27 protein-coding genes are annotated in these 25,526 nt (G+C 62.1%); 22 read left to right on the top strand and 5 right to left on the bottom strand.

Features of this window, described 5'->3' with window-relative positions; genetic code table 11:
* Nucleotides 1-71 precede the first annotated feature (71 nt).
* The 3 genes from repB to V7S63_RS26300 form a co-directional block, all read right to left on the bottom strand.
* The gene (gene repB, locus V7S63_RS26310; RefSeq protein WP_336532468.1) at nt 72-1,073 is read right to left on the bottom strand and encodes a plasmid partitioning protein RepB; all 1,002 of its coding nucleotides are present in this window, start codon (nt 1,071-1,073) and stop codon (nt 72-74) included.
* Complete coding sequence (gene repA / locus V7S63_RS26305; protein WP_091840160.1) at nt 1,070-2,278, bottom strand: plasmid partitioning protein RepA; 1,209 nt, start codon at nt 2,276-2,278, stop codon at nt 1,070-1,072. Before repA ends, repB begins: the two co-directional genes overlap by 4 nt.
* 871 nt (nt 2,279-3,149) lie before the next feature.
* Nucleotides 3,150-3,875 carry a helix-turn-helix transcriptional regulator gene (locus tag V7S63_RS26300; protein WP_091840159.1) on the bottom strand — a complete coding sequence of 242 codons (726 nt, stop codon included), beginning with the start codon at nt 3,873-3,875 and terminating at the stop codon, nt 3,150-3,152.
* Nucleotides 3,876-4,081: 206 nt separating this feature from the next.
* Between V7S63_RS26300 and V7S63_RS26295 the strand changes: the two genes are divergently transcribed.
* From V7S63_RS26295 to V7S63_RS26215, 17 genes are all read left to right on the top strand, one after another.
* Nucleotides 4,082-4,717 carry an acyl-homoserine-lactone synthase gene (locus tag V7S63_RS26295; protein ID WP_336532467.1) on the top strand — a complete coding sequence of 212 codons (636 nt, stop codon included), beginning with the start codon at nt 4,082-4,084 and terminating at the stop codon, nt 4,715-4,717.
* Between the two features lie 454 nt (nt 4,718-5,171).
* A complete protein-coding gene (locus V7S63_RS26290; RefSeq protein ID WP_336532466.1) occupies nt 5,172-5,729 on the top strand; it encodes a type IV secretion protein in 558 nt (185 codons plus the stop codon).
* A 74-nt stretch (nt 5,730-5,803) separates the two neighbouring features.
* Nucleotides 5,804-6,100, top strand: a complete 297-nt coding sequence (locus V7S63_RS26285) for a TrbC/VirB2 family protein (RefSeq protein ID WP_091840151.1) — start codon at nt 5,804-5,806, stop codon at nt 6,098-6,100.
* Nucleotides 6,101-6,112: 12 nt separating this feature from the next.
* Entirely contained in the window at nt 6,113-6,454 is a 342-nt protein-coding gene (locus V7S63_RS26280) for a VirB3 family type IV secretion system protein (RefSeq protein WP_091840149.1), read from the top strand.
* Nucleotides 6,447-8,816 carry a VirB4 family type IV secretion/conjugal transfer ATPase gene (locus tag V7S63_RS26275; RefSeq protein WP_336532465.1) on the top strand — a complete coding sequence of 790 codons (2,370 nt, stop codon included), beginning with the start codon at nt 6,447-6,449 and terminating at the stop codon, nt 8,814-8,816. The genes V7S63_RS26280 and V7S63_RS26275 overlap by 8 nt, the downstream gene beginning before the upstream one ends.
* Complete coding sequence (virB5, locus tag V7S63_RS26270) at nt 8,813-9,505, top strand: P-type DNA transfer protein VirB5 (RefSeq protein ID WP_336532464.1); 693 nt, start codon at nt 8,813-8,815, stop codon at nt 9,503-9,505. The genes V7S63_RS26275 and virB5 overlap by 4 nt, the downstream gene beginning before the upstream one ends.
* Nucleotides 9,502-9,801 carry a hypothetical protein gene (locus tag V7S63_RS26265; RefSeq protein WP_336532463.1) on the top strand — a complete coding sequence of 100 codons (300 nt, stop codon included), beginning with the start codon at nt 9,502-9,504 and terminating at the stop codon, nt 9,799-9,801. Before virB5 ends, V7S63_RS26265 begins: the two co-directional genes overlap by 4 nt.
* A 6-nt stretch (nt 9,802-9,807) precedes the next feature.
* Nucleotides 9,808-10,770 (top strand): TrbL/VirB6 family protein, encoded by a 963-nt coding sequence (locus V7S63_RS26260; protein WP_336532462.1) that lies wholly within the window; start codon nt 9,808-9,810, stop codon nt 10,768-10,770.
* Nucleotides 10,771-10,842: 72 nt separating this feature from the next.
* Nucleotides 10,843-11,130, top strand: coding sequence for a type IV secretion pathway protein (locus V7S63_RS26255; RefSeq protein WP_336532461.1), 288 nt, complete (start codon nt 10,843-10,845; stop codon nt 11,128-11,130).
* Nucleotides 11,123-11,794 (top strand): VirB8 family type IV secretion system protein, encoded by a 672-nt coding sequence (locus V7S63_RS26250; protein ID WP_336532460.1) that lies wholly within the window; start codon nt 11,123-11,125, stop codon nt 11,792-11,794. Before V7S63_RS26255 ends, V7S63_RS26250 begins: the two co-directional genes overlap by 8 nt.
* Nucleotides 11,791-12,648 carry a P-type conjugative transfer protein VirB9 gene (virB9, locus tag V7S63_RS26245; protein ID WP_336532459.1) on the top strand — a complete coding sequence of 286 codons (858 nt, stop codon included), beginning with the start codon at nt 11,791-11,793 and terminating at the stop codon, nt 12,646-12,648. The genes V7S63_RS26250 and virB9 overlap by 4 nt, the downstream gene beginning before the upstream one ends.
* Nucleotides 12,649-12,658: 10 nt before the next feature.
* Nucleotides 12,659-13,828 (top strand): type IV secretion system protein VirB10, encoded by a 1,170-nt coding sequence (virB10, locus tag V7S63_RS26240; RefSeq protein ID WP_336532545.1) that lies wholly within the window; start codon nt 12,659-12,661, stop codon nt 13,826-13,828.
* Between the two features lie 119 nt (nt 13,829-13,947).
* The gene (virB11, locus tag V7S63_RS26235; protein WP_336532544.1) at nt 13,948-14,919 is read left to right on the top strand and encodes a P-type DNA transfer ATPase VirB11; all 972 of its coding nucleotides are present in this window, start codon (nt 13,948-13,950) and stop codon (nt 14,917-14,919) included.
* 64 nt (nt 14,920-14,983) lie between these two features.
* Nucleotides 14,984-16,822 (top strand): type IV secretory system conjugative DNA transfer family protein, encoded by a 1,839-nt coding sequence (locus tag V7S63_RS26230; RefSeq protein WP_336532458.1) that lies wholly within the window; start codon nt 14,984-14,986, stop codon nt 16,820-16,822.
* Nucleotides 16,812-17,768: an LPD7 domain-containing protein gene (locus tag V7S63_RS26225; protein WP_336532457.1), complete on the top strand. Its 957-nt coding sequence runs from the start codon at nt 16,812-16,814 to the stop codon at nt 17,766-17,768. Before V7S63_RS26230 ends, V7S63_RS26225 begins: the two co-directional genes overlap by 11 nt.
* Before the next feature lie 297 nt (nt 17,769-18,065).
* Nucleotides 18,066-18,416, top strand: a complete 351-nt coding sequence (locus V7S63_RS26220) for an antitoxin Xre/MbcA/ParS toxin-binding domain-containing protein (RefSeq protein ID WP_336532456.1) — start codon at nt 18,066-18,068, stop codon at nt 18,414-18,416.
* Nucleotides 18,417-18,426: 10 nt separating this feature from the next.
* Complete coding sequence (locus tag V7S63_RS26215) at nt 18,427-18,924, top strand: RES family NAD+ phosphorylase (protein ID WP_336532455.1); 498 nt, start codon at nt 18,427-18,429, stop codon at nt 18,922-18,924.
* A gap of 409 nt (nt 18,925-19,333) precedes the next feature.
* Here V7S63_RS26215 and V7S63_RS26210 read toward each other — a convergent pair whose 3' ends face one another.
* Complete coding sequence (locus tag V7S63_RS26210) at nt 19,334-19,651, bottom strand: helix-turn-helix domain-containing protein (RefSeq protein ID WP_336532454.1); 318 nt, start codon at nt 19,649-19,651, stop codon at nt 19,334-19,336.
* A gap of 306 nt (nt 19,652-19,957) precedes the next feature.
* Between V7S63_RS26210 and V7S63_RS26205 the strand changes: the two genes are divergently transcribed.
* Both V7S63_RS26205 and V7S63_RS26200 read left to right on the top strand, forming a co-directional pair.
* A complete protein-coding gene (locus tag V7S63_RS26205; protein WP_336532453.1) occupies nt 19,958-20,896 on the top strand; it encodes a GHMP family kinase ATP-binding protein in 939 nt (312 codons plus the stop codon).
* A complete protein-coding gene (locus V7S63_RS26200; RefSeq protein WP_336532452.1) occupies nt 20,890-21,942 on the top strand; it encodes a PLP-dependent cysteine synthase family protein in 1,053 nt (350 codons plus the stop codon). Before V7S63_RS26205 ends, V7S63_RS26200 begins: the two co-directional genes overlap by 7 nt.
* A gap of 20 nt (nt 21,943-21,962) precedes the next feature.
* Here the strand turns inward: V7S63_RS26200 and V7S63_RS26195 are convergent, their stop codons facing one another.
* A complete protein-coding gene (locus V7S63_RS26195; RefSeq protein ID WP_442896525.1) occupies nt 21,963-23,255 on the bottom strand; it encodes a threonine synthase in 1,293 nt (430 codons plus the stop codon).
* A 201-nt stretch (nt 23,256-23,456) separates the two neighbouring features.
* On the opposite strand from V7S63_RS26195, the gene V7S63_RS26190 reads away from it, so the two are divergent.
* The 3 genes from V7S63_RS26190 (at nt 23,457) to V7S63_RS26180 (ending at nt 25,295) form a co-directional block, all read left to right on the top strand.
* The gene (locus V7S63_RS26190; protein WP_336532451.1) at nt 23,457-23,723 is read left to right on the top strand and encodes a helix-turn-helix domain-containing protein; all 267 of its coding nucleotides are present in this window, start codon (nt 23,457-23,459) and stop codon (nt 23,721-23,723) included.
* 147 nt (nt 23,724-23,870) lie between these two features.
* Nucleotides 23,871-24,599 (top strand): helix-turn-helix transcriptional regulator, encoded by a 729-nt coding sequence (locus V7S63_RS26185; RefSeq protein WP_336532450.1) that lies wholly within the window; start codon nt 23,871-23,873, stop codon nt 24,597-24,599.
* A gap of 69 nt (nt 24,600-24,668) precedes the next feature.
* A complete protein-coding gene (locus V7S63_RS26180; protein WP_336532449.1) occupies nt 24,669-25,295 on the top strand; it encodes an acyl-homoserine-lactone synthase in 627 nt (208 codons plus the stop codon).
* Nucleotides 25,296-25,526 lie beyond the last annotated feature (231 nt).

Raw genomic sequence — 25,526 nt, 5'->3', positions numbered from 1 at the left:
GGGCCTTTTTTCTTTCGCCGATGCCTTATCCTTCGGTGGTTGCGGAGTTCAGAGCCAACGGCTCTGCGGTGTCATCCTGAACGGTTCGCCTTGAATGCCGCGAACAATTCTGGAAGCTTTCCTTCGATGAAGGCGGCGAAGGCATCGCCGTTCGCATCATGCCCAATCGAAATAACCGTACGAGTTCGTGAGGTCGCTACGCGTGCCACCTCCGTGTCGGCGACGGCCACAATCCGGTATGTTTCTCCTCCCGCGCCAGCTTCGTTAGCTTTGGCCGAGGCGGCGGCGAGAACCGCAAGAAACCGGTCATTTGACTGCAGGCTCTTAAATTCTGGCTCTGCAACCTTCCGCGCAACGCGCTTCTCCGAACCTGGCTTGGACAGTGCATCAACAAGCGTAAGCCATCGCCCACGCCCAATTGCTGGGGCACGACCGATCACCGCCACGAGATCAGCCGGGATACCGCGGGCAACAGCGATCAGTTTCGAAGCCTCCGCCCGGTCGATCGCCAGAGCTCGCTGCGTGACGAGCCGGTCGTGGCCAGCATCCTCGAGTCGAAGGGCAAAGGCAGCGCGCTCGATGAAGGTCAGATCTTCGCGCGCCGCATTCTCAAGCCCTTGGGCAACCGCAAGGTCGGCATCGGACAATGGCCGAATGACTGCCTTTACAGGGAGGCCGAGCTCGCGCACGGCGCGCACTCGGCGGTGGCCGTATGCAATCTGGTAACGGCCTGAATTGGCCGGCTCTTCGCGCAAAAGCACCGGGACAGCTTGCCCTTGCTCGCGGATTGACTCTTTCAGCGCTTCGAACGACTGGGCATCCTGATCGTCGAACCGGTCGCGAAAGGGCGAGGGCGTGATCAACTCGGGGGCGATTTCAACAATCGCCTGCCCCTCTCCCATCCGCCGGCGAAGCTCTTCATTCTCGCGTTCGACATCCGAGAACGTGTTCTGCAGCGAGCGTATCGAGCCTGAGGCAACCCGTGGCAGCGCTGACGCCGTGTTGTCTGCAGACAACACGGATGATGGGGTGCTGGCGAAAAGCGATTTGATCGCATCGGAGCGCTTGTTCATCGGCCCCAGACCTCTTTCATGAGGGTCACGATCTCTGCGTTCACCGAATCAACCGATTCCAGCGCTCGGTCATAAGCTGCGCGACCGACCGAGCCACGATCCAGCTCGTAGAGCGATTGCTTTGTAAGGCCCGAGTTCGCGATTGCGGTCGATTTCCAGGCTGTTGCCTTGAGCACGTCGTCACCGAACAAATTTCGTAGCAAAGCGACGATCTGCGCTTCCGGTACATCGTTCGGATCATGCCGCGTTACGACATAGCGGATGAAATCATAGTCGAGACGTCCGCCTGCGTTCTCGATGATAGCCATCAGATCGGACGTCATCAGCAGGAACTGACTCATCGAAGCGACGTCGACCATCTGGGGATGAATCGTCACCAACATCGCCGTCGCAGCGTTCAATGCCCCCATGGTCAGATAGCCGAGCTGCGGAGGGCAATCGATGACGACGACGTCGAACTGATCGGCAACCTGATCGATGGCGCCTGCGACGCGGCGAAAGAACAGCTCATGGCCTCTTACACCGCGGTCTAGCATGGCGCGCGGCGTATGGTGCTCAAACTCCATCAGTTCCAGATTTCCGGGCACAAGCCCGACGCCTTCAAAATATGTTTCGCGAACGACCTCTTTCATTGGTCTGCGCAGATCATCGTATCGAATCGCCCCATAGAGCGTGGCGTTCTCGGGGATGTCGAATTCGGGCTGGTAGCCGAACATCGCTGACAGCGACGCTTGGGGATCAAGGTCGATTGCCAGGACCTTGAACCCTTGAAGGGCGAGAAATTGCGTCAGATAAAGCGCCGTCGTCGTTTTGGCGGAACCGCCTTTAAAATTCGCGACCGTGATTATCTGCAGCTTTTCGCCGTTTCGTCGGCCGGGCGAGAACTGCAAGGCCTCGCGCGGACGAGCGGAGCTCAGATAGTCGCGCAACTCGTTAATCTGGCCGAGGGTGTACGATCTGCGGCCAGCCGATCCGATTGCGGGGGCAGGGCCGAGGCCGTCAATCGACAGCTGACGAAGATAGCCGTCCGAGACTCCGACAATCCGGGACACTTCGCCTGACGTGAAGGAGCGCAGCGACTTGCGTGCCGACGGAGGAAACAGCGATGTCCCCAAGGAGCGGAGTTGGTTCGAGAGCGCGACCGCATGGCGCGACACTCGCGACGACGCGAGTTCAAGTTGTGGTGAGGGAGCAGCCGCAGTCATGTTGTTTCTCGCTCAAGACGGATTGAGGGCGTCAGACGCTCTCTTTCCGTCTCAGGAACACGCCATGATTCTGACTTGGTGGCAAGAAATTTAAGGTTAACCGGCCATTAACTCTAAAGGCCGTGTTGTCTGCAGACAACGATGGATCGACGCTGGCCTCGCGCTATTGCCATAGGCAACAGATGAACACAGTCCCCGACGACCGCCCTTCGGTGGCATCGTCGGGAGACGCGAGCCCAACGTTGCCGTCGAACACTGCGACCCCGCGGCGAAAAGCTCCATGGCGATGTACTACTCGCCCGTATCCTGTCAAACCGCTGTTCCAGCGACGCTGGGCTCGGCGCCATCCTGCGCATAGCGTTGAAGATGGCCAGCGTTCCCCTAAGGTTGCGGACAGCGCCCCCCGCTGGCGAACTCGTCCAGGCCAGCACGCGCACATACGCTGCGCAAGCCGATCGCGGATTGCCCGCCAAGGCGAATAGCAACGTATCGGACCGGCGGACCCGCGCGCCCTTGGTCATTGGCGACGTAGCAATCAACACGACAGCCAAGTGGGCGTGGTTGGCGCAATGAGCGGATGCGCTCCAGAGCTCTTATCGCCCCCAATCCCATTCCACGCCAACTGCGTGCGTGCCCAGGAGCCTGGATCAAGACCTCATCGTCTTCCCTCAGATCGAACGCTGCATCGATAGGGCAGGGCAGACAGATACCCAAACCTGTCTCAGCTGTGAGCGACCTGCGTGGTTTGCCTCCTGATCGGGACTTGACGATGTCACCGCACGCCAGCGATCATCCATGGGCGAGACTTATCACGACGGCTGAATGCGCTATCCCGCAACCGACACCTCGCAAATCGCAGGTGCCGAACGGTTCACAAGATCGTTCGCCCCCGAAGCGCGATCGCCACCGCCTGCGGCAGGGTCTCCGCACCGAGATTGGCTCGCGCGTTGTCGAGATGAAACTTCACGACACGTGGCGTGATACCCATGATCGTAGCCGTCGCTTCCATCGATTTGCCACGAGCGGCCCATGCCAGGCATTCTCGCTCGCGCTGGGTCAGCGGCTCGGCTTCAACGATCGGCAATGGCGGCTCCAGTTTCGCAATGGCGTGAGCGTGGAATGTCAGCCCGATCAACTGGACGATGTCGTTTGCTTCCGTGACCATCCTTCCATGCGCTGAACTGACCTCGTCGACCGCGAAAGTGAAGGCGGCGAAACGGCCGAAGCCGGCCGCGATAGCGACCGTGACGCCATGGCGGATGCCAAATTCATCGGCATCGTCAAAGAGCCGCTTTTGGGCCCGCAGCGGGAAGCGACTTGCAGATTCGCGGGTCCAGCGCATTGTGGAGCGCCTGCTTCGGGCAAAGGCAACCACGGGATCAACGTCCTGGTAACCCTCGGTAAAATAATGCTCGCTCCAGCGCTTGGGATAAGACGAGATCAAAACCGGATCAGCCTCGGAAAAGCCTAGATAGGCGAAGTACCGGAAGCCTAGCCTCTCGGCGATGCGTTGGCCGACACGCCCGAACTCCGCTTCTGCGGTCGATGAATGCAGGCCGTCGACCAGTTCCTGATAGGCGATTTCTACCGATTTCATCTGGCCTCCGTGGTGTTACGGCGCCTTGGTTCACGCGGCTCGAACATTTTTGGCGGATAACGAGACCATGTCGTCGCATCGGCATGTGGCAACAGCGACCACAACTTTAAAGGGAAACTCTAATCTGACCTGTCAGATTCGACAGGTTCGATGACAGCTCGCCTCTGATCGATTGGCCTCCAGATCAACGCGATTCGGAGGTGACGATGCAGGTCGTCGAACTGACCCGCGCCGGAGATGGCGCCAATCGCTCGCTGCTCAGGGACATGCATCGGCTGCGACGGAAAGTCTTCAAGGACCGGCTCGACTGGTCGGTTTCAACAAGGGGCGATTTCGAGAAGGATCGCTATGACACGCAGGATGCGACCTACCTTGTCGTCGTCGATCGCGGCACGGTGCTCGGTTGCGTTAGGCTGTTGCCGACGACGGCGCCGAACATGCTGGCCGAAACCTTCCCGGAGCTGCTGGATGGCGCCAATGCGCCGCGATCCGATTCCATCGTGGAAAGCTCGCGCTTTTGCGTCGATACCGGATCAACGGCCGCTACAACGGAGGGCGGACTGCGGCAAGCCACGTTCATGCTGCTTGCCGCCATGCTCGAGTGGAGCACTGCGCGCGGGCTCAAGTCGATCGCAACAGTCACCGATCTGCGAATGGAGCGCATTCTTAGAAGGGCCGGGTGGAGCTTGCGGCGTATCGGGCGCCCGCGACGGATTGGGTCGACAGCTGCCGTCGCCGGGCTGTTGCCGATTGAGGACGATGCGCTGCATGCGATCCGCCGCAATGGCGGTCTGAGCGGGCCAGTCCTTCCGCTGAAGATGGCACTGCCGTTTGCAGCATGACCGAGTTTCGCATGCTCCGGATGACGCTCGCTGGCGCAATCGCCAGTACGTTGATCGGCCCGGCATCCGCCCACAAATGGGGCTACGCTGGGTTGCTATGCCTCGCTGCTCCTGGAGGGCCGACCCAATACTCTGCTTGCGTTCCACCCGTGACCTGGCTCTGGCCGCATCTCAGGCGGGGAGGGGGCTTTTTCGTATGTGCAGTCACAGGAGCGAGCACTTGGCCGATCGGCTCTGATCCATCTGAAGCATCCCAGGACGGATACATTGCCCATGAACTTGAGTGCGATGGTGCAGCGCTTATTGCCTGCGTCTCAAGCAAGCTCCTTCGCGATTGCGAGCGAGGAGACGAAGCCTGCCAGCCTCATGACATTCAAGCGGTCCAATATCGCGCGCACCCCAATGTCATGGAGGTGGCAGGATCAGACGGGCCCAGCACATGGATCCGGCTCTAATGGAGTCCGCCGACATTGCGACATTGATCGAGCGTTGTGCACCCTCAGCCCTGGCGAAACCCGTCGCCGCGATCATTCTACAGGCGAGCGAGTTCGAGCCCTTGCTCGTCACCATTGCAGGCAAGCGACCGATCCGGATCCTTGCAGGTACGAAGCCTGAGGCGATCGCGCTCGCCAGCGAAGCGACCATGGCAGGGCAACACGTTCGGATCGGCCTGGCGCAACTTGGCGATGAAGATCTCAAGGCAGCCGGGCTCACCGTGACCACAGCGTTCGAGCCGTGCCCACATATTGCTGGCGTGGGGCGCGTGTTTCAGGAGCGCCAGGCGCGGCTCGTCGCCCGAGGCGCCTCCGATGAGGCAGCCCGAGAGCAGGCGATCGCATCGTTCAAATTTGTTCGGAACGCCGGCACGGCGCCGCGCAAACCGGCTCCGGAGGCCGATCGACAACGCGAGGCGTCATCCCAGCAAGAGCAGATCGCATCCGCTAAGGATCCGCCATCCTGGAGCGTCTATGGCGCACACCGAGGCGCGTCGCTGTTGGTCTACAGCCGCTGACCTCCGCAGAACCGCTTCCATCCGACCGCATCCCACCGTGCGGCATCAAGACACGCCTGTCCAGGAGATACCCTATGCCTGTGCCACTTCGCACACTCACCACGCCGGCCGGCATGGCTGCAGTGCTTTTTCTCTTCGCCGTCGAACCGGCGCTCGCCCAGACCGCCAATATCGAGGGCGTGCTGCAAAACATCGTCACGATGCTGACCGGCAATGTCGCGCGCCTCTTGGCGACGCTCGCGGTGATCATCGTCGGCATCGCCTGGATGTTCGGCTATCTCGATCTGCGCAAGGCGGCTTATGTCGTGCTCGGCGTGGCCATCGTATTCGGCGCGTCCGAAATCGTCTCGACCTTGACCGGCGGCAGCTGAGACGCGGCCGCGATGACGAGCGAACCCGAACGCCTGATCGAGGATACGCTGTTTCTCGCCTGCACCAGGCCAGCGATGATTGCGGGCGTGACCATGGAGGCGATGGCCATCAACGTGATGGCCTCCTGTATCCTCTTCTTGGTGGCAGGTTCGATCGTCTATGGCCTGGCCGCCCTGCCCATCCATCTGATTTGCCGCGCAATCTGCCGGCATGATCCCAACCAGTTCAGACTGATCGTCGCTTGGTTGGAAACTCGCGGACGCGCACGCAATGGCGCGGTCTGGGGTGGGTCATCACCGACGCCCTTGCACCTCCTTCGCCGCTTCAAAAACCGCGAGATCGACCATGGCTGACGCTACGCGCATGAGAGCTCGCGAGATCGACCCGAACGTTCACCTACCCTACGTTCGACACGTGACGGAGACCGTCGTCAGCCTCTCGACGCGGGCTTTGATGACGACGATCCGTCTCGATGGCATCGCCTTTGAGACGGCCGATGTCCGTGATCTCAACGACCTTCACGGCAAGCTCAATCTCACACTGCGCAATCTCGCCGACGACCGGCTCGCACTCTGGGCGCATCTGATCCGGCGGCGGGACGCGTCCTATCCCGATGGTGTGTTCTTCTCCGCTTTCGCGCGCGATCTCGACGCCGGGTATCGCGAGGCCCTCCGGGGTGCGCAGCTGTTCCGCAACGAGCTCTACCTCACGATCGTCGTCCATCCCGGTCGAGATCGTGCGGAAGCCGCAGCCGGCTTCATTTCCCGGCTCAATCAGGCGCGCGGCAGGGGAGGGGAGGTCGAGGCCGCCGCCTTGAAGCGGCTGGATGATGCCGCACGAGACATCTCGGCTGCGCTCGATCGCTACGGTCCAAAAAAGCTGGGCCTCGTCGAGCATGACGGCATGCTGTTTTCGGAACCGATGCGACTCCTGCATCTGCTGGCATCGAGCGAGGATTTCCCGACAGCCTTGCCTCAAGGTCGGATCGGTTCGGCCATCTACACCAACCGCGTCATCTTCGGCCGCGAAGCGATCGAGGTTCGCGCGGCCGGCGGCTCGCTTTATGCTGGCATGTTCGGCCTGAAGGATTATCCGGCCTCGACCAAGCCCGGCATGCTGAACGGCCTGCTCTCAGTTCCGTTCGAGTTCGTGCTTTCGCAGAGCTTCGCCTTCCTGTCGAAGGCGGACGCCAAAACCGTGCTGACGCGCAAGCAAAATCAGCTCGTCTCAACCCAGGACGTCGCGGCTTCCCAGATCGACGACCTGACCGATGCGCTGGACGATCTTGAATCCAACCGCTTTGTCATGGGCGAACATCATCTCTCGCTGCTGGTGCGCGCCGAAAACCCAAAAGTGCTGCTCGAGACAATGGCTCAAGCGCGCCGAGTTTTAGCCGAGGCCGGCGCGGTCGTCGCGCGCGAAGATCTCGGTCTTGAGGCCGCATACTGGGCGCAGATGCCGGGCCTGTTCAACCACCGGGCCCGATCGGGCGCGATTACCTCGCGCAATTTTGCGGCGCTATCGCCGTTCCATAGCCATCCGACCGGTAAGGCTAACGAAAATCATTGGGGACCATCGGCCGCCATGCTGAAGACGGCCTCGGGCTCACCCTATCATTTCTCATTCCATGCCGGCGACCTGGGCAACACCTTCATTTGCGGCCCGTCAGGCTCTGGTAAAACAGTGCTGCAAAACTTCCTGCTCGCCGAGGCGGAAAGATTTGGCTGCCAACGCGTTATGTTCGACAAGGACCGCGGCGCCGAAATCTTCGTGCGCGCTTCGGGCGGCACCTATCTCACGCTCAAGAATGGCGTACCAACCGGTTGCGCGCCGTTGAAGGCGCTCGAGCTGACGCCGGCTAATCTTGCTTTCCTCGGAGAGCTCGTTCGCAAGCTCGTCACGGTCGAGGGCAGGGCGCTCTCCGCCGTCGATGAAGAGCGCATCGATTCCAGCCTCGAGGCCATGCGCGCCCTGTCGCGTGAGGAGCGCTCGCTATCGGCGCTGCGCGCGTTTCTCGGACAACAAGATCGCGAGGGGATTGGTGCCCGGCTCGAACGATGGTGCAACGGCTCTGCGCTCGGCTGGGTCCTCGATGCTGACGAGGACGCGATCGCGTTAGACGCCGACTTCATCGGCTTCGACATGACCGACGTGCTCGAACATCCGGTCGTGCGCACGCCGCTGATGATGGTGCTGTTCCATCGCGTCGAGCAGCTCATCGACGGCCGCCGCATCATCATCGACATCGACGAATTCTGGAAGGCGCTCGGCGACGACGCCTTTCGAGCGCTCGCCAACGACAAGCTCAAGACGATCCGAAAGCAGAACGGCGTCATGGTCTTCGGGACGCAATCGCCGCGCGATGCGCTGGCGTCTCCAATTGCCCACACCATCGTCGAACAGTGCCCGACGCAAATCTTCATGCCGAACCCGCGCGGCACGCGCTCGGACTATGTCGATGGCTTCCATCTCACTGAAACCGAGTTCCGGCTGATCAAAGAAGAGCTGTCGGCCGAGAGCCGGCGCTTCCTGGTCAAACAGAACGGCCAGTCCGTCGTCGCCGAGCTCGACCTCGGCGGCATGAATGAGGCGCTCGCCGTGCTGTCGGGCCGCACCGAGACCGTCGAGCTGCTCGACCGCATCCGCGCCGAGGTCGGAGACAACCCCGAAGCGTTCCTGCCCCGCTTCCATGCCGAGAGAAGGATCGACCGATGAGAGTATCTCGCCTGCTAATTGCCGCAGCACTGGCTGGATTGCCCGCACTCAGCGTCGCCCAGCAAGGCGTTCCGGTGTTCGACGCCAGCGCGATCGCAAAACATGTCGAGCAGATCGGCAAGCTGGCCGAGCAAATCGAAATGATGAAAGCGCAGCTGACTCAGGCCAAGCAGCTCTACGAAAGCTTCAACAAGCTGACGGACGTCAACGATGTCGCCTCGCTTTTGAGCAGCGATGAATTCCGGAAAAACCTGCCGAAAGAGTTTGGCGAGATCGAGAAGCTGGTCTCGGGCGGCGGCGGATCGCTTGCTGGCCTCGTCGATCGCTATCTCGATCAGAATCGCGCCTATCAGGGCGGCGATGCGAATTCGTTCTATCGCACCGAGCTCGACCGCATCGCGCGCCAGACCGGCGCGAAGCATTCGATCGGCCAAAGCGTCTACGACACGGCATCAAAACGTATCGATGGGTTGGAAGAACTCCGCCAGAAGATCACAGGGTCCAGGGACGCCAAGGACGTGCTGGATCTCTCTGCGCGCATTCAGGCGGAGCAGGCGCTCCTGCAGAACGAGGTGCTGCGCATGCAGGGGCTGGCCATGGTGCAGCAGGCGCGGAGCGACATGGACGGTCAGCGGCAGAAAGAGCGCGAGCGGCAACTTGTCGACGAGATGAAGGCGGCGCTGCAATGAGATCGCTCTCGGCAGATTCGCTGGCCGTTTTACGTCTGCTCAATGGCTGCGTCGAGCAATTCGACGGGACGCCGCTCAGCAATGACAGCGGGCCCCAGCTGCTCCTGAAGCGTGCCGCGACTCCGACAACTGCCTGGTTACTCGGAAACCCAGATGCGCTGGAAGGCACATGGAAGCCATGTCGGTCCATTCCAAGTAATCAGCGCGGCAAACCGCCGCGTATCGATGCGGGCCTGGCACACGGGCGCGTTCTGATGCTCGACTGGGCGCGTGCACTCGGTTCTTTGAAGCAGTGATCAGACATGGCGATCACAATTTTCGACGACTTCCTCAAAGAATTCGAACAGCCGATTACGACGTTCGTGTCGACGTCGGTCTCGAACCTCGCGTCTTTTGTCGACGGTCCGTTGCGAGTTGCCGTGCTGCTCTATGTCGTGTTGTACGGCTTTGCCGTCATGCGCGGGGCGATCGCCGAGCCAATCCAGGAGTTTGCCTGGCGAGCGATGAGGCTCGTCCTGATCGTGCTCCTCGCCTCAAATGCAAGCTCGTTCCAGCAGTACGTGACCAACCTCTTCTTCACGTCGTTGCCAAAAGAGATCGGGAACGCTTTGGCCGGAACCGCGCTAGACACGTCCTCCGGACAACCTTTTGATCGCCTCCTTACCAAAGGCATCGAAGTGTCGCAGAAGATCTATGAACAGGCCGGCCTGACCACAATCGCGCCAGCCCTGATTGCGGCAATACTTGCGGTTTTTACCGCCGTCTCGGGTTTCCTGCAGTTCGCCATCCTGCTCTATGCCAAGATCGGATTAGCGGTCGTCATAGCGCTCGGGCCGATCTTCATTGCGCTCGCATTATTCGATGCCACGCGACCCTTCACAGAAGCCTGGACGCGTCAGGTCGCGAATTTTGTCATTTTGCACGTGCTTGTAGTGGCGCTGGTCGGGCTTATGCTGACGTCGGTACAAAACTTCGTCGAGAAATACGGGGCCGGTACGACGACCGGCGGTGGCCTCATGGTAGGTGCTGTCGCAATTAGCGCGGTCCTCGGCCTTGCCGCCTACATCGCCTTGCAACTTCCTGCAATCGCTGGAGGCCTTGCCGGCGGCGGCGCGTCGCTGGCCGCTCGCGTCGTCACCAGTGCCATTACAGCAAACGCCGCTTCGGCTGCCGTTGGCGCGTATGCCGGCGCACAGGCCGCCGCCTATCGCGCAGCAACCCGCATCCGCGCCCGTCGCCAGGGCGGCGAGATCAGGCGCGTCTGAATTCACCCGCATAACAGGAACACCAGCATCCGCCCGATGAGGCGAAGAAGGACTTGTTCAATGAGATGTCGCGTGATCACCAGCGTCTTGCTGGCCATAACCGTGACGGGCTGTGCCGCCATGAACAAGGGCGCGCCGTCCTGCGACGGTTCGGCAAAACGCCCTCTCAACCGGTCGCTGTGGGATTGGGAAGCTACGCCCCCGGCTGCGACGCAGCCTGACACGCCTGTCGTCAAACGGCTCGGCCAGTCCCAGCAAGAGCTGCCTGCCCGCGGCATCGGCCAGGTTGCCACAGCCCAGTCCGCCTTCGACATCGCGCGGTCGTTCCGAGCCTGTGGCGAGGCCCCGCGCCATGGTTAGGCCCGACGACCTGAAGGACTACTTCGACAATGCCCGGCGCTGGGAGCAGGATCTGCTGCTAACGGCGCAACGGTCGAAGCGGCTGGCCTGGTTCGTGGCAACGGCAGCCTGCGTGCTCGCGACAGCCGCCGTCGGCGCGATTGCGGCGCTTGCGCCACTGAAGACCGTCGAGCCTTTCGTCATACGCGTCGATAACGCAACCGGCATCGTCGAGACAGTCTCGGCCCTCGGCTCGTCCCCGCGAACCTACGACGAGGCGGTCACGAAGTACTTCCTCGGCCGCTATGTCCGCGCGCGCGAGGGATTCAGTCAGGCCGAGGCCGCCAGGAATTTCCAGACGGTGGCGCTGCTGTCGTCGCAGTCAGAGCAGGCCCGTTTCGCTGCCGTCTATCGCGGCTCGAACCCCGAAAGCCCGCAGGTTCTGCATGGCCGCTTCGGCGTTGCCGAGGTGCGGATAAAGGCGATCTCGCTGCTGGCCGACAACCTCGCCTCTGTCCGGTTCCTCAAGGAAAGCCGCAAGGGCGAGGAGGTCAAGGTCACGCATTGGATCGCGACCCTGACCTTCGCCTATGTCAACGCGCCGGTCTCCTCGACCGATCGCCTGATCAACCCGCTCGGCTTCCTCGTCTCGGAATACCGCGCAGATCCGGAGGTCGCGCCATGAGCCGCCGCGCCATCGCAATCTGGTGCGGGCTGGTCCTGGCGATCAGCATTGGACTGCCGTCCCTTGCCTTGCAACTCCCGACCGCAGGGGCGCGCGACGAGCGGGTGCGCTTCGTTGCGTATGACCCCGCCAATGTCGTCAAGGTCAATGGCGTGATCCGGGCGTCCACGCAGGTTATTTTTGCCGAGGATGAGGAAATCGCCCATGTCGCGATCGGCGACTCGATCGCCTGGGAGGTCGCGCCGGCCGGCTCGATCCTATTCCTGAAGCCCCGTGAAAAGCATCCGCCGACCAATCTGCAGGTCGTGACGACGCGGCGCGACGGTCGCAAGCGCTCTTACCAGTTCGAGCTCGCGATCGCGGAAGCTTCGCTCAAGGAGAGCTATTTTGTCGTGAAGTACTCTTACCCGGCCGACGAAGCCGACCGGCGTCGCGCCGAGACCGAAGCGCGTGGCCAGCAGCGCGAGGGGGTTGTGATCGAGCAGACGTTCGATCTCCACCAGCAGTACGGCGCGCGCAATTGGCGGTTCTCAGCGCAGGGTGCAGCCGATCTAGAGCCCGACAGCGTTTTTGACGACGGCAAGGTCACGAGCTTCCGCTTCGCCGGCAATCGCGAAGTTCCGGCGATCTCCATGGTCGGCTCCGATGGCGCCGAGAGCCTCGTCCCGAAGGATGTCCGAGGCGAGCTTGTCGTTGTCCATGCCACCGCGCGCGAGTTCCGGCTGCGCCGCGGCAATGAGGTGCTCTGCATCTTCAACGAGGCCTTTGACGCCGTCGGCAGGAGCCCAGGCACTGGCACGACGAGCCCGAGCATCGCTCGGACCCAAAAGCAACCCGCGCCACGGCGCCGCTGAGGAGCAGGTCATGGCTGATCAGACGGCGCCTTCCGGCGTAGAAGGCGAGCGCGGCATCACTCCCGTCTCAGGACCTGTCGAGGGTTCGGGCCGGGCGCTCGCCAAGCGCGGTATCGGTGCGGCTGCGCTGATCGCGTTCTCAGTCCTCGTGATCTGGAGCACCTGGAAATCGGAAAAGCCTGTCGAGCAGGGCTCCACAAAACCGATCATCCGCCAGACCACTGCATTCGAGCCTGCTCGCGAGGCGCCAATGCCGGCCCCGGTTCAGCAGGCTGCCGTGCCAGTCCTGCCGCCTCAGCTCGCGCCGGCCGCCGCTGCGCCGCAGACCGATAAGCTGATGGAAAGTGCCCGGCGCGCGCCGGTGCTCGCCTTCAACCGGCCTGGCCGCGGAGCTCCGGGCGGCGACGGGGCAGGGCAGGGGGTCTCATTGCCCGGATCGCCTCTGTTGGCAGTAGCAGGAGAACCTCGGAACGACCTTGCCGACAAGCTCAGGGCAACGTCGATCGAAGGCGTGCGCGCCGCTCGCCTGCCCAACCGCAATCTCGTGGTGACTCAAGGTACGGCGATTCCATGCGTGCTTGAGACGGCAATGTCGTCGGATGTGCCGGGGTTCGTCTCCTGCATTGTGCTGCGCGATGTCCTGTCGGACTCCGGCCATGTCGTACTGATGGAGAAGGGCACCCAGATCGTCGGCGAGTATCGCGGCCAGGTCCGGAAGGGCTCCAAGCGCATGTTCGTGCTTTGGACGAGGGCAAAAACCCCGACCGGTGTCATCGTGGCGCTTGCGTCGCCTGCGACCGACGCGCTCGGCCGTGCCGGCTTCGACGGCGAGATCGACACCCATTTTTGGGAGCGCTTTGGCGCAGCACTTCTGCTCTCGGTCGTCAGCGACGCGGCCGCGATCGGCCGCAAACAGCTCGACGATGCCGATATCGAGATCCGCAACACGTCGGGCGCGGCCAATACGGCCGCCGGCATCGCCGTCGAGCGCTCCATCGACATTCCCCCGACCCTGAACAAAAATCAGGGCGAGCGCGTCACCATCTTCGTCGCTCGCGATCTCGACTTCTCCTCAGTCTACGATCTGAAGCGGATCGAAAGCCGCGCGCGGATTTTGGATCGCACTGTGCCGGGCTTCGATGCCGGCGTGGCTGCCGGCTCGCGGGTTACAAAGCCATGACCGCGCTCGCGCCTTCGCCTGTGGAAGCCCAATGCGAAGTTATCGTTGCACGGGCCACGCCGACGGCTCCGACCGCTTCCGAACGGCACGCCAGCCGCATCGTGCTGGAACGATATCTCATGCCGCTCGCGCCATTCCTGTCGCAGGCGGACCTCACCGAGATCGTCGTCAACCGCCCGGGCGAGGTGTTCACGGAAGGACCGGGCGGCTGGCATCGGCATGAACTTCACGATCTGAGCCACACGCATCTGATGCATCTGGCGACGGCCGCCGCAGGCTACACGCGGCAGGACATCGGTCTAGATCATCCGATCGTCTCGACGACGCTCCCGGGCGAGGAGCGTTGCCAGATCGTCGTACCACCGGCAGTACCGGCGGGGACCGTCAGCCTGGCCATCCGAAAGCCGTCGACCGTCACCATGACCCTCGAGGATTTTGAGGAGCGCAACCTGTTCTCCGACATCCGCGTCACGAGCGATGATCTCTCTGACGACGAAACGGAGCTGCTGCGCCTGCGCGATGCCGCGCACTGGCGCGAATTCCTGACTCTAGCCGTTCGCAGCCGCCGCAACATTGTCATCTCAGGCGCAACAGGCTCAGGCAAGACAACGCTGTCAAAAGGTCTGATCGCACAGATTCCGGCGACCGAGCGCCTTGTCACCATCGAGGACACGGCCGAACTTGTCGTGCCGCAGTCCAATCATGTCCGACTGCTCTACGCCAAGGACGGGCAAGGCCTCGCCAAGGTCGGCCCACGCGAGCTGCTTGAATCGTGCCTGCGCATGCGTCCCGATCGCATCCTGCTGCAGGAGCTGCGCGACGGCACGGCGTTCTTCTATCTACGCAACGTGAACTCGGGGCATCCAGGCTCGATCACGACAGTCCATGCCGACTCGGCACGTCTCGCCTTCGAGCAGTTGACCTTGCTGGTGAAGGAGAGCGCCGAGGGCCGGGACCTGGCGCGCGACGACATCCGCAATCTGCTGCGCCAGACCGTTGACATCGTCATCCAGATGAAACGCGAGCAAGGCCGCTTCCGCATCACGGAGATCGACTATGACCCCGTTCGAAAGCGCCTCGCCAGCGCGTAGGGCGGTGCTCCGGATTGCGCTCACGCTTGCCGGCATCGCCATCTTCCTGTTCGTCGGCTCCAACGTGCTGCTGCTCGGCCTGCGCAACCACGATGGCGCATTCCACTGGAACGAGCTTGCGATTGCCTGGCCGCATTACGGAACAAACGAGCGCCTCGATCGCTGGATTACGTTTGGCACGCTGGCCGGGACGATCGCAGCCTTCGGACTCATTGGTCTTATCCTGCGAAGAAGGCCACGGCCGCTGCATGGCGAAGCTCGCTTTGCCACCGAGCGCGACATCCGCAAAGCAGGTCTGAGGTCCAAGCGGGGGATCCTGCTCGGTCGGAAAGACGGAAAGTTTCTTTGCTTTGGCGGGCCTGAGCACGTCATGGCCTATGCCCCGACGCGATCGGGGAAGGGTGTCAGTTATGTGATCCCGAACCTGCTGAACTGGCCGGATTCCGTCGTCGCGCTCGACGTCAAGAAGGAGAACTTTGACCGCACCGCCGGTTTCCGGGAGGCGAGCGGGCAGGCGATCTTCCTGTTTGATCCCCTCGACGAGCAGGGTCGCACCGCGCGCTACAATCCACTCGCTTATGTGCGCCGCGATCCTGTCGACCTTTACGACGATCTCCAGCGCATCGCGGTCATGCTATTCCCGGCCGAGAACCGGGCCGACCCGTTCTGGTTCGAGACCGCCCGCTCGGCTTTCGTCGCAATCGGCGGTTACGTTGCCGAGACACCTGGCCTACCGCTGACAATTGGCGAAATCCTGCGACAGCTCTCGGCCTCGAGCGACCTGAAGGCGCATTTCCTGGCCGCGATGAAGGAGCGCGCCAAGAGCTCGGCGCCGCTGTCATCGCATTGCATCGGGGCGCTGAACGATTTTCTGTCGGCGTCCGAGAACACCATGAACTCGGTCCGAAAGACCACGACGGCGAGGCTGGGCCTCTGGCTCAATCCGCGCATCGACGCGGCGACATCTGCAAACGATTTTGATCTGCGCGAGCTGCGCGCCAGACCGATATCGATCTTCCTTGGAGTGACGCCGGACAATCTCGACCGCATGGCGCCGCTGCTAAACCTGTTCTTCCAGCAGGTCATCGATCTGAACAGCAGGGAACTGCCTGAGCAGAACCCGAAGCTGAACAGACGCGTCCTGTTGCTGCTCGATGAGTTCCCGGCGCTCGGCCATGTCGGCGTGCTCGCCAAATCCGTCGCCTTCGTCGCCGGCTACGGGATTCGCCTGCTCACCATCATTCAAAGCCCGGCGCAGTTGCGGGCGATCTATGGCCCTGACCTCGCCAAGACCATCATGACCAACCACGCGATCGAGGTCGTGTTCGCTCCCAAGGAACAGGATGTCGCTAACGAGCTGTCCGAGCGGATCGGCTACGATACGGTTCAGGCGAAAAGCCGCTCGCGGCCTTGGGGGCTGTCGGCGGGCAAGCGCAGCGAGTCGGTCTCGGATCAGCGCCGCGCATTGATGCTGCCGCAGGAGCTCAAGCTGATCCCCCCATCGAAGGCATTCATTCTGGCGACCAGTGTGCCGCCGATCATCTGCGACAAGATCATCTACTACGAGGACGCCGCGTTCACCGCGCGTCTGAAGGCGCCACCGGTCATCGCGCCCAATCGCGGCCCCTCCAATATGCTGCTGGCGAGCGAGATCACTGAGCTGAAATCTGCCGTCGCCGAGCTTCAGGCGACGTTTCGGACACGGCCGATGACGGATGAGGAGATAGCCGATCCGTCGTTGATCCCCGACGATGCGACGTTTGATTTCGGCGATGTGCCGGTCGATCTGGAGGGGCTGTCCGAGGATGAGCTCAAGAACTGGTGCTCGCAGGTTATCGACGCCGCGATCATTTCAACCAAGGAGACCGGCGGATCGATGAAGGAGATGCGCCTTGCAAGGTGACCGTCAGGATCAGAGCGAGTTCACGATCGAACGGGGCCGAGAGAGGGATGCGGGCGCTGGCAGGTCGTCGCCTCGAGGCGCTGCAAGCGCACCGCAGGGCGAAACACAATCCGGTCAGGCTCAATTCGATCTTGGCGGCGAGACAGAGCGCCAGTCTGAAAGCGGAATGCCGGAGCGGCTGCGCCGAAAATACTATGTCGCGGAAGCAGGCGCGGGCGACGTGGCGAAGATCTATGTCGATCCGCGCGGCGAGTACCTGGCGTTCAAGGTCTCGACCGACCGCCTGGCGACTCGGCTCGAAGACGCTGGCGTCGTTCGCGATATGGTTTCGGTGGCGCAGCATCGAGGATGGACGGAGGTTGAGCTTCTTGGGTCGCACGAGTTCCGACGGACGGGTTGGATCGAGGCTTCCGTGCGCGGATTGGCGGTGCGCGGTTATGAGCCCGATCCTGTTGACCGGGCCGCGCTGTCGTTGCGGACCAAGGCGGATGTCGATCCGGCGCGGAGCCAACCACAATCCCAGCAACGCGCTGCTCAACCGTCCCAGGCCGTGTCGGCCGTCCCTCCGACCAACGGGTCGGCCTTCAAAATTGACGCACTTCCCCTTCTATCGTCGACACCTGATCGACCATTGCGTTCTGCCGGCCAACGCCGCGCCGACATCTTTCGATCGGCCCACCGTCGCCGGCACGGAGATGACGACGTCGTCAAAGCTGCGCGTTCTCAAATGGCGGCGATCGAGGGAGCTCTGACCAAGGCGGTTCGAGATCCGGCTTTACGACAGCCGATTTTGGCTTTTGCGAAGGACCGGATCGCTCAGGAGCTCGAGCGCGGCAACAAGTTCAAGCTCGCTGAATTAAGCACGCGCGAGATGCAAGAGAGGTCGAGTGCTGATTCAACGCGCAAGAGCCATCCGAACTCGCAGGGGGCCGGTTGGGATCGATGATACTCTCGGTCTATAGCACGCGGTGGTCCGGCTGACATCCAAATCGGGGTACTGCCATTCCATGCCTTCGACATGGGCGATCTTTGGCGCAGCTGTCCAAAGCCGCTGGTCTGGCGGGTAGAAAAGCTCAGCGTATCGCTTTGCTTTGAAGTTCCATAATCTTCCTTATGCGAATTATGGGCCTCTGCACGAAGCGGATTCCCTCCCGCTTATTGCCATCCCACTCTTCGTTGAATGACGCCGCGACTGACGCTATATTGCGTCATTATGAGAGGCTGAATGTCTCAGGAGGGCCAGATGAGTCTTGTCCAGTATTCCGATGACGGGTTTTTCGCACCGCGCAAGATCGCCGACGCCTTTCGCACGACCAGCGAAGAGGTCGCCCGGACGGCCGGCCTGGGCAAGGATGCCATCCAGCGCAAGGAGCGCGTCCGGTCGGAACGAACCCAGCGCCGTCTGCGCGAGATGGTCGAGATCATCAATAAGACCGAGCCGAGGTTCGGGTCCGCGCTGATGGCCTATGCTTGGTATCGCTCCGAGCCGCTTTCAGGCTTTTCCGGTCAGACCGCGATGCAGCTGGTTCGCGCCGGCCGCGCCGAAGACGTGCTCGACTATATCGATGCGGTGGACGCCGGCGTCCACGCCTGAGCCTGACACGATGATCTATCGCGGGCCGCTGTTTCGCGCACTGAATCCGATTTTCGCGCGCGAACCGCTGTCAGGGCGTGGCGCGCAATTGTACGGCGGTCGGTTCAATCCGAAGGGCGTGCCGGCGCTCTACACATCCTTGACGATCATGACCGCCCTGAGGGAAGCCAATCAGGCCGGCAACCTGCAGCCAACGACGCTCGTTGCGTACGAGGCGGACATCGAGAACATCTTCGATTGTCGCGACGAAGTGGCGCTCGCGACAGAGGCTATGGACGCCTCCGCCCTCGCGGACACGACATGGCGTGATCAGATGAAGGCGAACCGGGAGGCACGACCGCAAGCATTTGCCCGGCGTCTCATCACCGCCGGCTATGCCGGCCTGCTCGTCAGAAGTTTTGCGGCCGGATCGAGTGCAGACGATTTGAACCTCGTGCTCTGGAGATGGGGTGACGCTGCCCCTACCCGCCTCATTCTGATCGACGACGAGAACCGGCTCTCGCGATAAATCGCCTAGGCCGCGACCCAAGGCACGGGGACTTTTCCAACCTTGCGCGAGGTCGGCCTCGATCGCCGCTAGCTGCCGACGCTTCTCGGCAGGTTCGGCGTCGAATGCGAACGCGTCCCGTCGCGCGTCCGGAGGACACAAGGCAGCGTGGGGTATCCGCGAGGCGCATACGATAGCGCGCTTGCTCGCCCGCGAAATCGCCGAGCACAGCACAAAGGGGCCATAGCGCCGAGCGGCATGACCGGCAACTGGTAGCCCGATCTAGTCTTCGTCTGGGCGAGCTGGAATGCATGATACCGGGCGAGCGTCAGAGCGTGCGAAGGCGATGAAGTCGCCTGGCGTCTTGACGATCGTTCCAACCTTCAGCTCGCGTTAGAGGACGTTAAGAGAAGAGAGGGCTACCAGCCCATCAGACCTCAGAGCCACGATCGCCCTCCTCGGGTTGAGGAGCGAACGCAGGCAGATCTTCGTCGGCATGCGGCTGTAGCAAGGATTTGACGACAGGAACCATGGCTTGCGGGATCAGCATGATCTCCAGGCCCAGGGCGCGGGTGATGTTTATCAAGGTGTTGGCGCGCGCCGCGGCCACGCCCGTTTCAATATCGCGATAGCGGGGGCGCGATATGCCGGCGAGGTCGGCGACCTGCTCTTGCGTCAACGACGCGGCATGCCGCGTTTGCTTCAGCAGGCGACCTATCTCCAGCAGGGCCGCCGACTCCGATGACATTATGGAAACCTATACGTTTCGTCCGCGGATGGCTTGATACGTATAGGTATCTTTCTTATGCGTCAAAACGATTGATCCGTATACAGATCATGTGACACAAAATGATACGTTAACAGATCAATAAAACGAGTATGACGCCCTCCCCTCCGACGAAATTGATACCGGAAGACACTACGGCGATCGGCTTTTGTCGCCTAAGCAGCCGGCCGGCGGCGGTCGGCCTTGAGTCAATGGCGGAATTTACTGAAGGCAGATTTGCATCACCAAAGCCACCCCTACTCAGATGCTGATCGTTGGGAGCGCGTCGTGGCCGAAGTCTCCAAAACCGCACAGAATGGCAAGCCGTCGCGAAGGATCGGCGTCGGGGCTGCAAGCGGCCATCATGGCGAGCTGGTTCAAGGGGTCTTCGAAGACCGGCACGGGCGACTGCATCGCGGCTTGGTCACCCTCCCCCTCACGAGGTTGGTATCGACGGCGACGTTCACCTGTGCGGCGACGCCTGAGCTCACCACGCACCCCGGCGACAAAATCAAGGCGGGCTTGGCGGCTCGCAAGACGCTAAGCCATCTGGGCGTTGCAGCAGGAGGCTTCCTGCAAATCCAGAGCAACATCCCAATTGGTCATGGTTACGGCTCATCCACTGCGGATGTCGTCGCCGCCATTCGCGCCGTGGCGGCAGCCCACGCTGTCCAGTTGCAGCCTTCTCGTGTCAGCCAGCTCGCGGTCGCCGCCGAACGCGCCAGCGATGCTCTCGCCTTCAATGAGCACGCCGTTCTCTTCGCGCAGCGAGAGGGAGCCGTCCTGGAGGATTTCGGCGGCTCGTTACCTCCTCTGTTGCTGGTCGGATTCAAGGCGGTGGGAGGACGGCCGATCGACACGCTCGCGCTGCCGCCTGCACGCTATGACAGTATCGAGATACAGCAGTTCCGTGTTCTGCGCGCGCTGATCGCCTATGCGGTCCGCCATCAGGATCCCAATTGCCTTGGACGAGCGGCGACCGCTAGCGCGGTGCTCAGCCAGCGGCATCTGCCCAAACGGCGTCTCGAGCAAGTCATCGACATCGCGAAAGGCGCCGGCGCATGCGGCGTTCAGGTGGCGCATAGCGGCTCCCTGCTCGGCATTCTCTTCGACCACGCCGGCACAAACTTGCGACAGCGTGCGCAAAGCGTTGCGGTCTCGGTGCGGAACTGCGGCTTCCACGATGTCGAGTTTCACCAGATCAACGACGATGGCGCGACATGGTAACCCTGGATGGTGATTATTTCCGCGCGCTGGAAACGCCTCGCATGGCGGCGCTGGCTCCAAATCTGATCGCGGCAGCCTTCCCGCTGATGAAGCTCATGCCGGCGCGCTATATACTGGACCGCGCGGTCGCCGACGGCGCTTTCGAGGCCGGAATGCGCATTGTCGAGTCCACATCCGGCACATTCGGCATGGCTCTTGCCCTGCTGTCGGCAGCGCGCGGATACCGGCTCACCCTGGTCACGGCCTCAAGCCTGATCGACGCGAACTATAAGGCGCGCCTCGATTGGTTGGGCGTGCAGTTGATCATCACGGAGGACCGTGCCGGCAACGGTGATCAAGCGGGCCGCCTAAAGCGGCTCGAGCACATTCGCCGCGAGGAGCCCTACTGCTTTTGGCCGCGGCAATATGACAATCCGGGAAACGCGCTCGCCTATGCCCGGCTGGCCGAGCAACTCGTTCAGACGGTCGGCGAGATCGACTGTCTTGTCGGCTGTGTCGGAAGCGGCGGGTCGCTTTGCGGGACGGGACTGTTTCTACGCACCATCTTTCCGCATCTCGTCGTCATCGCGGTCGACACGCACAGAAGCGTCCTTTTTGGACACCCTGCCGGCAAGCGGTTGTTGCGCGGTCTCGGCAACAGCATCCTGCCTGGCAACCTCCAGCACGAGCTGATCGACGAAGTCCACTGGGTCGGGGCCTATCCGGCATTCAGCGAGGCTCGCCGCATGCTTCGCGAGCATGGCATCTTTCAGGGGCCGACCAGCGCGGCGGCGGCCTTGGTTGGCAGATGGGCTGCGCGCTCTCGGCCCGGCGCCCGGATCGCGGTCATCATGCCGGACGAGGGTCACCGCTACGCGGCGACGGTCTTCGATGATACGTGGCTTGCCTCGTTACCTGGCTGGCCCTGCTCGCCGCCGTCCGAGCCCCGAGAACTTACGAGGGTCAAGCCTGGCTCCGAGACGGACTGGACATGGCTCAAATGGGCGAGGCGGAGCCTGAACCAGATCGTCCATGACGAAGTCGAGATTGAAGGTGGCTCTCACTGATCCCTAGGGCCGCGAACCTTTCACCGAACCATCACCGCGGCGGCGTTGCGCCCAAGCCAGTCCCAGGCCTCGTCGGTCGAACGAAAGATCGTCTCATGTTCAACTTTGCCGGCCGATCGATCCAGATCCTTCAACCCGCTGGCGGTAACGACTGCCACCACATGATCATCGGGCGCTATGACGCCCTCTTCACGCAGTCGCGCCAGGGCGAGAAGCGGTGTGACCGACGCCAGTTCGGCGAAAATCCCTTCATCACGGGCAAGGCGCTCCTGCATCTCCACAAGCCCGTCATTGCTCAACGGCACGGCGCGGCCGGAGGACTCGCGCAAAGCTTTCAGCGCCTGATAAGTGCTGCGTGGCGCGCCGATCGAGACGGCGAGGCTGTCGAATGCCGGGCTGCGCTCTTCGAGCGTGTCACTGCCGGTAACGAGCGCCTGTGCCAGCGAGCCATGCACCTCGGCTGCCACCAACCTGGGCAGTCGGGAGATCGCGCCATGCGCGTACAGGTCCTGAAACCCCCTCCAGACACCGAACAGGGCGTCGCCGTAGCAGACCGGCAAAATGCACCAGTCGGGAGCGATGCCGCCCGACTGCTCCACGATTTCATATGCGATGGTCTTGTAGCCCTCGATGGCAAGGGGGTGACTGCCAATGACGGGCGCATGATAGGGCGACGCGACGAACCAGCCATAACGGGTCGCGGCTTCGGCAAGCAGGGTCCAGCGCTCCATTTTGTTGGCCAGCGGCAAAACGGTTGCGCCGTATTTCCGGATCTGGGCCAGCATCGCGGTGGCCGAGCCGCCAAACGTGGCGACAACACAGGCCAGTCCCGCACGTGCGGCGTAGGCGGCCAAGGAGGCTCCGGCATTGCCCGATGAGGCCGTCGCCACGACCTTTGCCCCTTGCGAGCGCGCGAGTGACACCGCAACCGTCGAGAACCTGTCCTTGTGCGACCAGGTCGGGTTTCGGCCCTCATCCTTGATGAAGAGGTTTCGGGTTCCCAACGCAGGGCCGATCCGGGCAGCTTTGACCAGCGGCGTCTGCCCCTCGCCGAGCGAAACGGCGTTCTTTGGCGAGCATGGTAGCGAGTGGGCATAGCGCCAGAGGGATCGCGGCGCGTTTGGTGCGATCGAGCACGGATCAACGGGCGAAGCGTAGACAGGCTTGAAATTGGCGGGCGCAGCGTCCCGGCAGGCCGGGCAGCCTCTGGAATCGATTGCGATGCTCGGCGGGTAGGACGCGCAGCAGCGGATGCAGGTGAACCCAACAGGGGTCGCAGCACCCGACCCTGCGGGCCGCTTCGCATGCTCGATCTCCAGCTTTGGTCGATGGTGAAAGCTCGGGTCCAAGCAACCTCCCGAGACTCTGCTAACAGGTTGGCCGGCCATCGCAATTCCCCCGAGCAGGATCGTTCGATCGCTATGCGGTTCAAACAGTCGATGACCGCCCTGTCAATGCGGAATGTGCACTAAAGTGTGTCGCACTATAGTGCACATCGCCGCACCGTTCGTACGATGAAACTTCGCGCTGTTTTTGGTCTGAACGTCCAGCGACTCCGAAGGGAGAGAAAGCTCTCGCAGGAGCAGTTGTCGTTCATCTCGGGGCGCACGCGGGCGTATATCAGCAGCGTGGAAGCCGGACGGCGTAACGCCACGCTGGATACGTTGGAAATCTTTGCGCGAGCACTGGGCGTTGAGCCCGAGGATCTGATCACTGGAAGGGCTGCGGAGCGACGACCTAGACGTTCAGCCAAGCGGCTCGCCCAGCCCCAAGCCGACTGACTTTCAGTCTTTCCGATCTGCCGTCGGCCCAGGAATGGAGCCAGCACTGACTCCTATGATAGACAATCGGCGTGCAGCGCATTGAAGCGCGTTGTGAAACACGCTTAGGTTGAATTTGGCGCTGGAGGGACCCGCCGAGGTCTATGGATGACGAACGCTGCCGTTCTGGAGCTTTTCGCGACGATATCCGACATCGACGCCGCATGCTCGTCTGAGCGCGCCCTCGAAATATTTGAAGGGATTCTCCAGCGTTTTGGCCTGCACAGTTTTCTGATCACGGGATTGCCGGTCCCTCACGACAGCGAGTGGCATCGTGCGATCCTGCATGACGGATGGGCGAGCGAGTGGTTCACACGCTACGAGTCAGAAGGGCACTTTCCTCACGATCCTTGCGCCGCACGCAGCCGCCTTAGCGCAGAGCCGTTTCTCTGGCATCAATTGCCCGCTGGTGGTTTGACACCGCGTGCCCGTCTCGTCATGGACGAGGCAGCCGAATTTGGCATGAAAGATGGAATCTGTGTGCCAATCCATGTCCCGCTGGCCGGCCCAGCGGTCGTGACGGCAGCGAGCGACCGGATCGAGATTCCACCCGGTTCGATGCCCCTGATCGAAACGCTCTGTGTCCACGTGTATCGCAAGGTCAGCAACTTCGGGAACAACCCAGACAGCGAGGAGGGCTCGCCTTTGACCCCGCGGGAGCGCGAACTGTTGCAGTGGAGCGCCCAGGGCAAAACGACAGAGGACATCGCTTGCATTCTCGGGATCACGACCCATACCGTCGAGAGCCACCAGCGCAACATCCGCGACAAGCTCGACGCAATCAACGTCGTCCACGCTGTTGTGAAGGCTCTGCGCAGGGATGAGATTCAGATCTGACAATACCGGAATCTCGGCACGCGGCGCCTGCTGGCGCTGACCTACCCTCCTGCCTTGTAGGGAGGGACCATGGTTGTCCAAATCCAGGTGGTCACTTGGGCCGACAGGAAAAAATTCAGACTCAAGCTGGAGCGATACTTTCGTATCCGCTATGATATTTACGTCAGACGGCGTCAATGGCGCGCACTGGCGCGGCCCATCAATATCGAGATGGATGCGTTCGACACCGAGCACGCCGTCTACTTGCTGGCACTCGACAGCCTCGGCAAAATCGTCGGCGGGTCGCGCCTTGTCCCGACGCTGCAGCCCCACCTTCTCGGCAACGTATTTCCTGAGCTCGCGCCCGCCGGACCCCCGCGGGCGCCAGACATCTTCGAATGGACGCGCTTCTTCATCAGCCCCGCTTTGCATCGTGGCGGCAGATCGCCTCCGGTTGCCGGCATCTTGTTGTGCGGCGTGCTGGAGGTTGCCCACAAACTCGGCATTCGGCAGATCAGCGTCGTCTGTGAGACATTCTGGCCAAAACGCCTGCGTGCGTTTGGGTGGAGCATTACTGAACTGGGGAAAGTCCTACAGCATGAGGACGGCGACGTCATCGCGCTGTTGATCGACGTCACGCCGGAAGCGATCGCGAATACCAGGCGCGTCTATGGCATCCGGGAGCCGATACTCGCTGAAGCCGCGACGACAGCCTGATTTGTCGCGCTCCGCAGGCAACCGTCTCGGTAGGTTGGTCCCCTTGCGGAATTCCATCGTCAGCCTGAAGCCACAAGCGCCGGTCGCTGCGAGACGGGTGGTGACGTTGCCCCTCGGTCCTAATCCAGTTCGAAGTTCGTTCTGGCCCCGCAACAGGACCAGGACATGAAACGCAGCCGCTTCTCGGAAGAACAGATCATCGCGATCCTGAAGGAGCAGGAATCGGGTGTT

It is taken from the genome of Allobosea sp. CCNWLY174 (assembly GCF_037120455.1).
Classification (GTDB): domain Bacteria; phylum Pseudomonadota; class Alphaproteobacteria; order Rhizobiales; family Beijerinckiaceae; genus Allobosea; species Allobosea lupini.
This window is presented reverse-complemented; position numbering and strand designations above follow the sequence as displayed.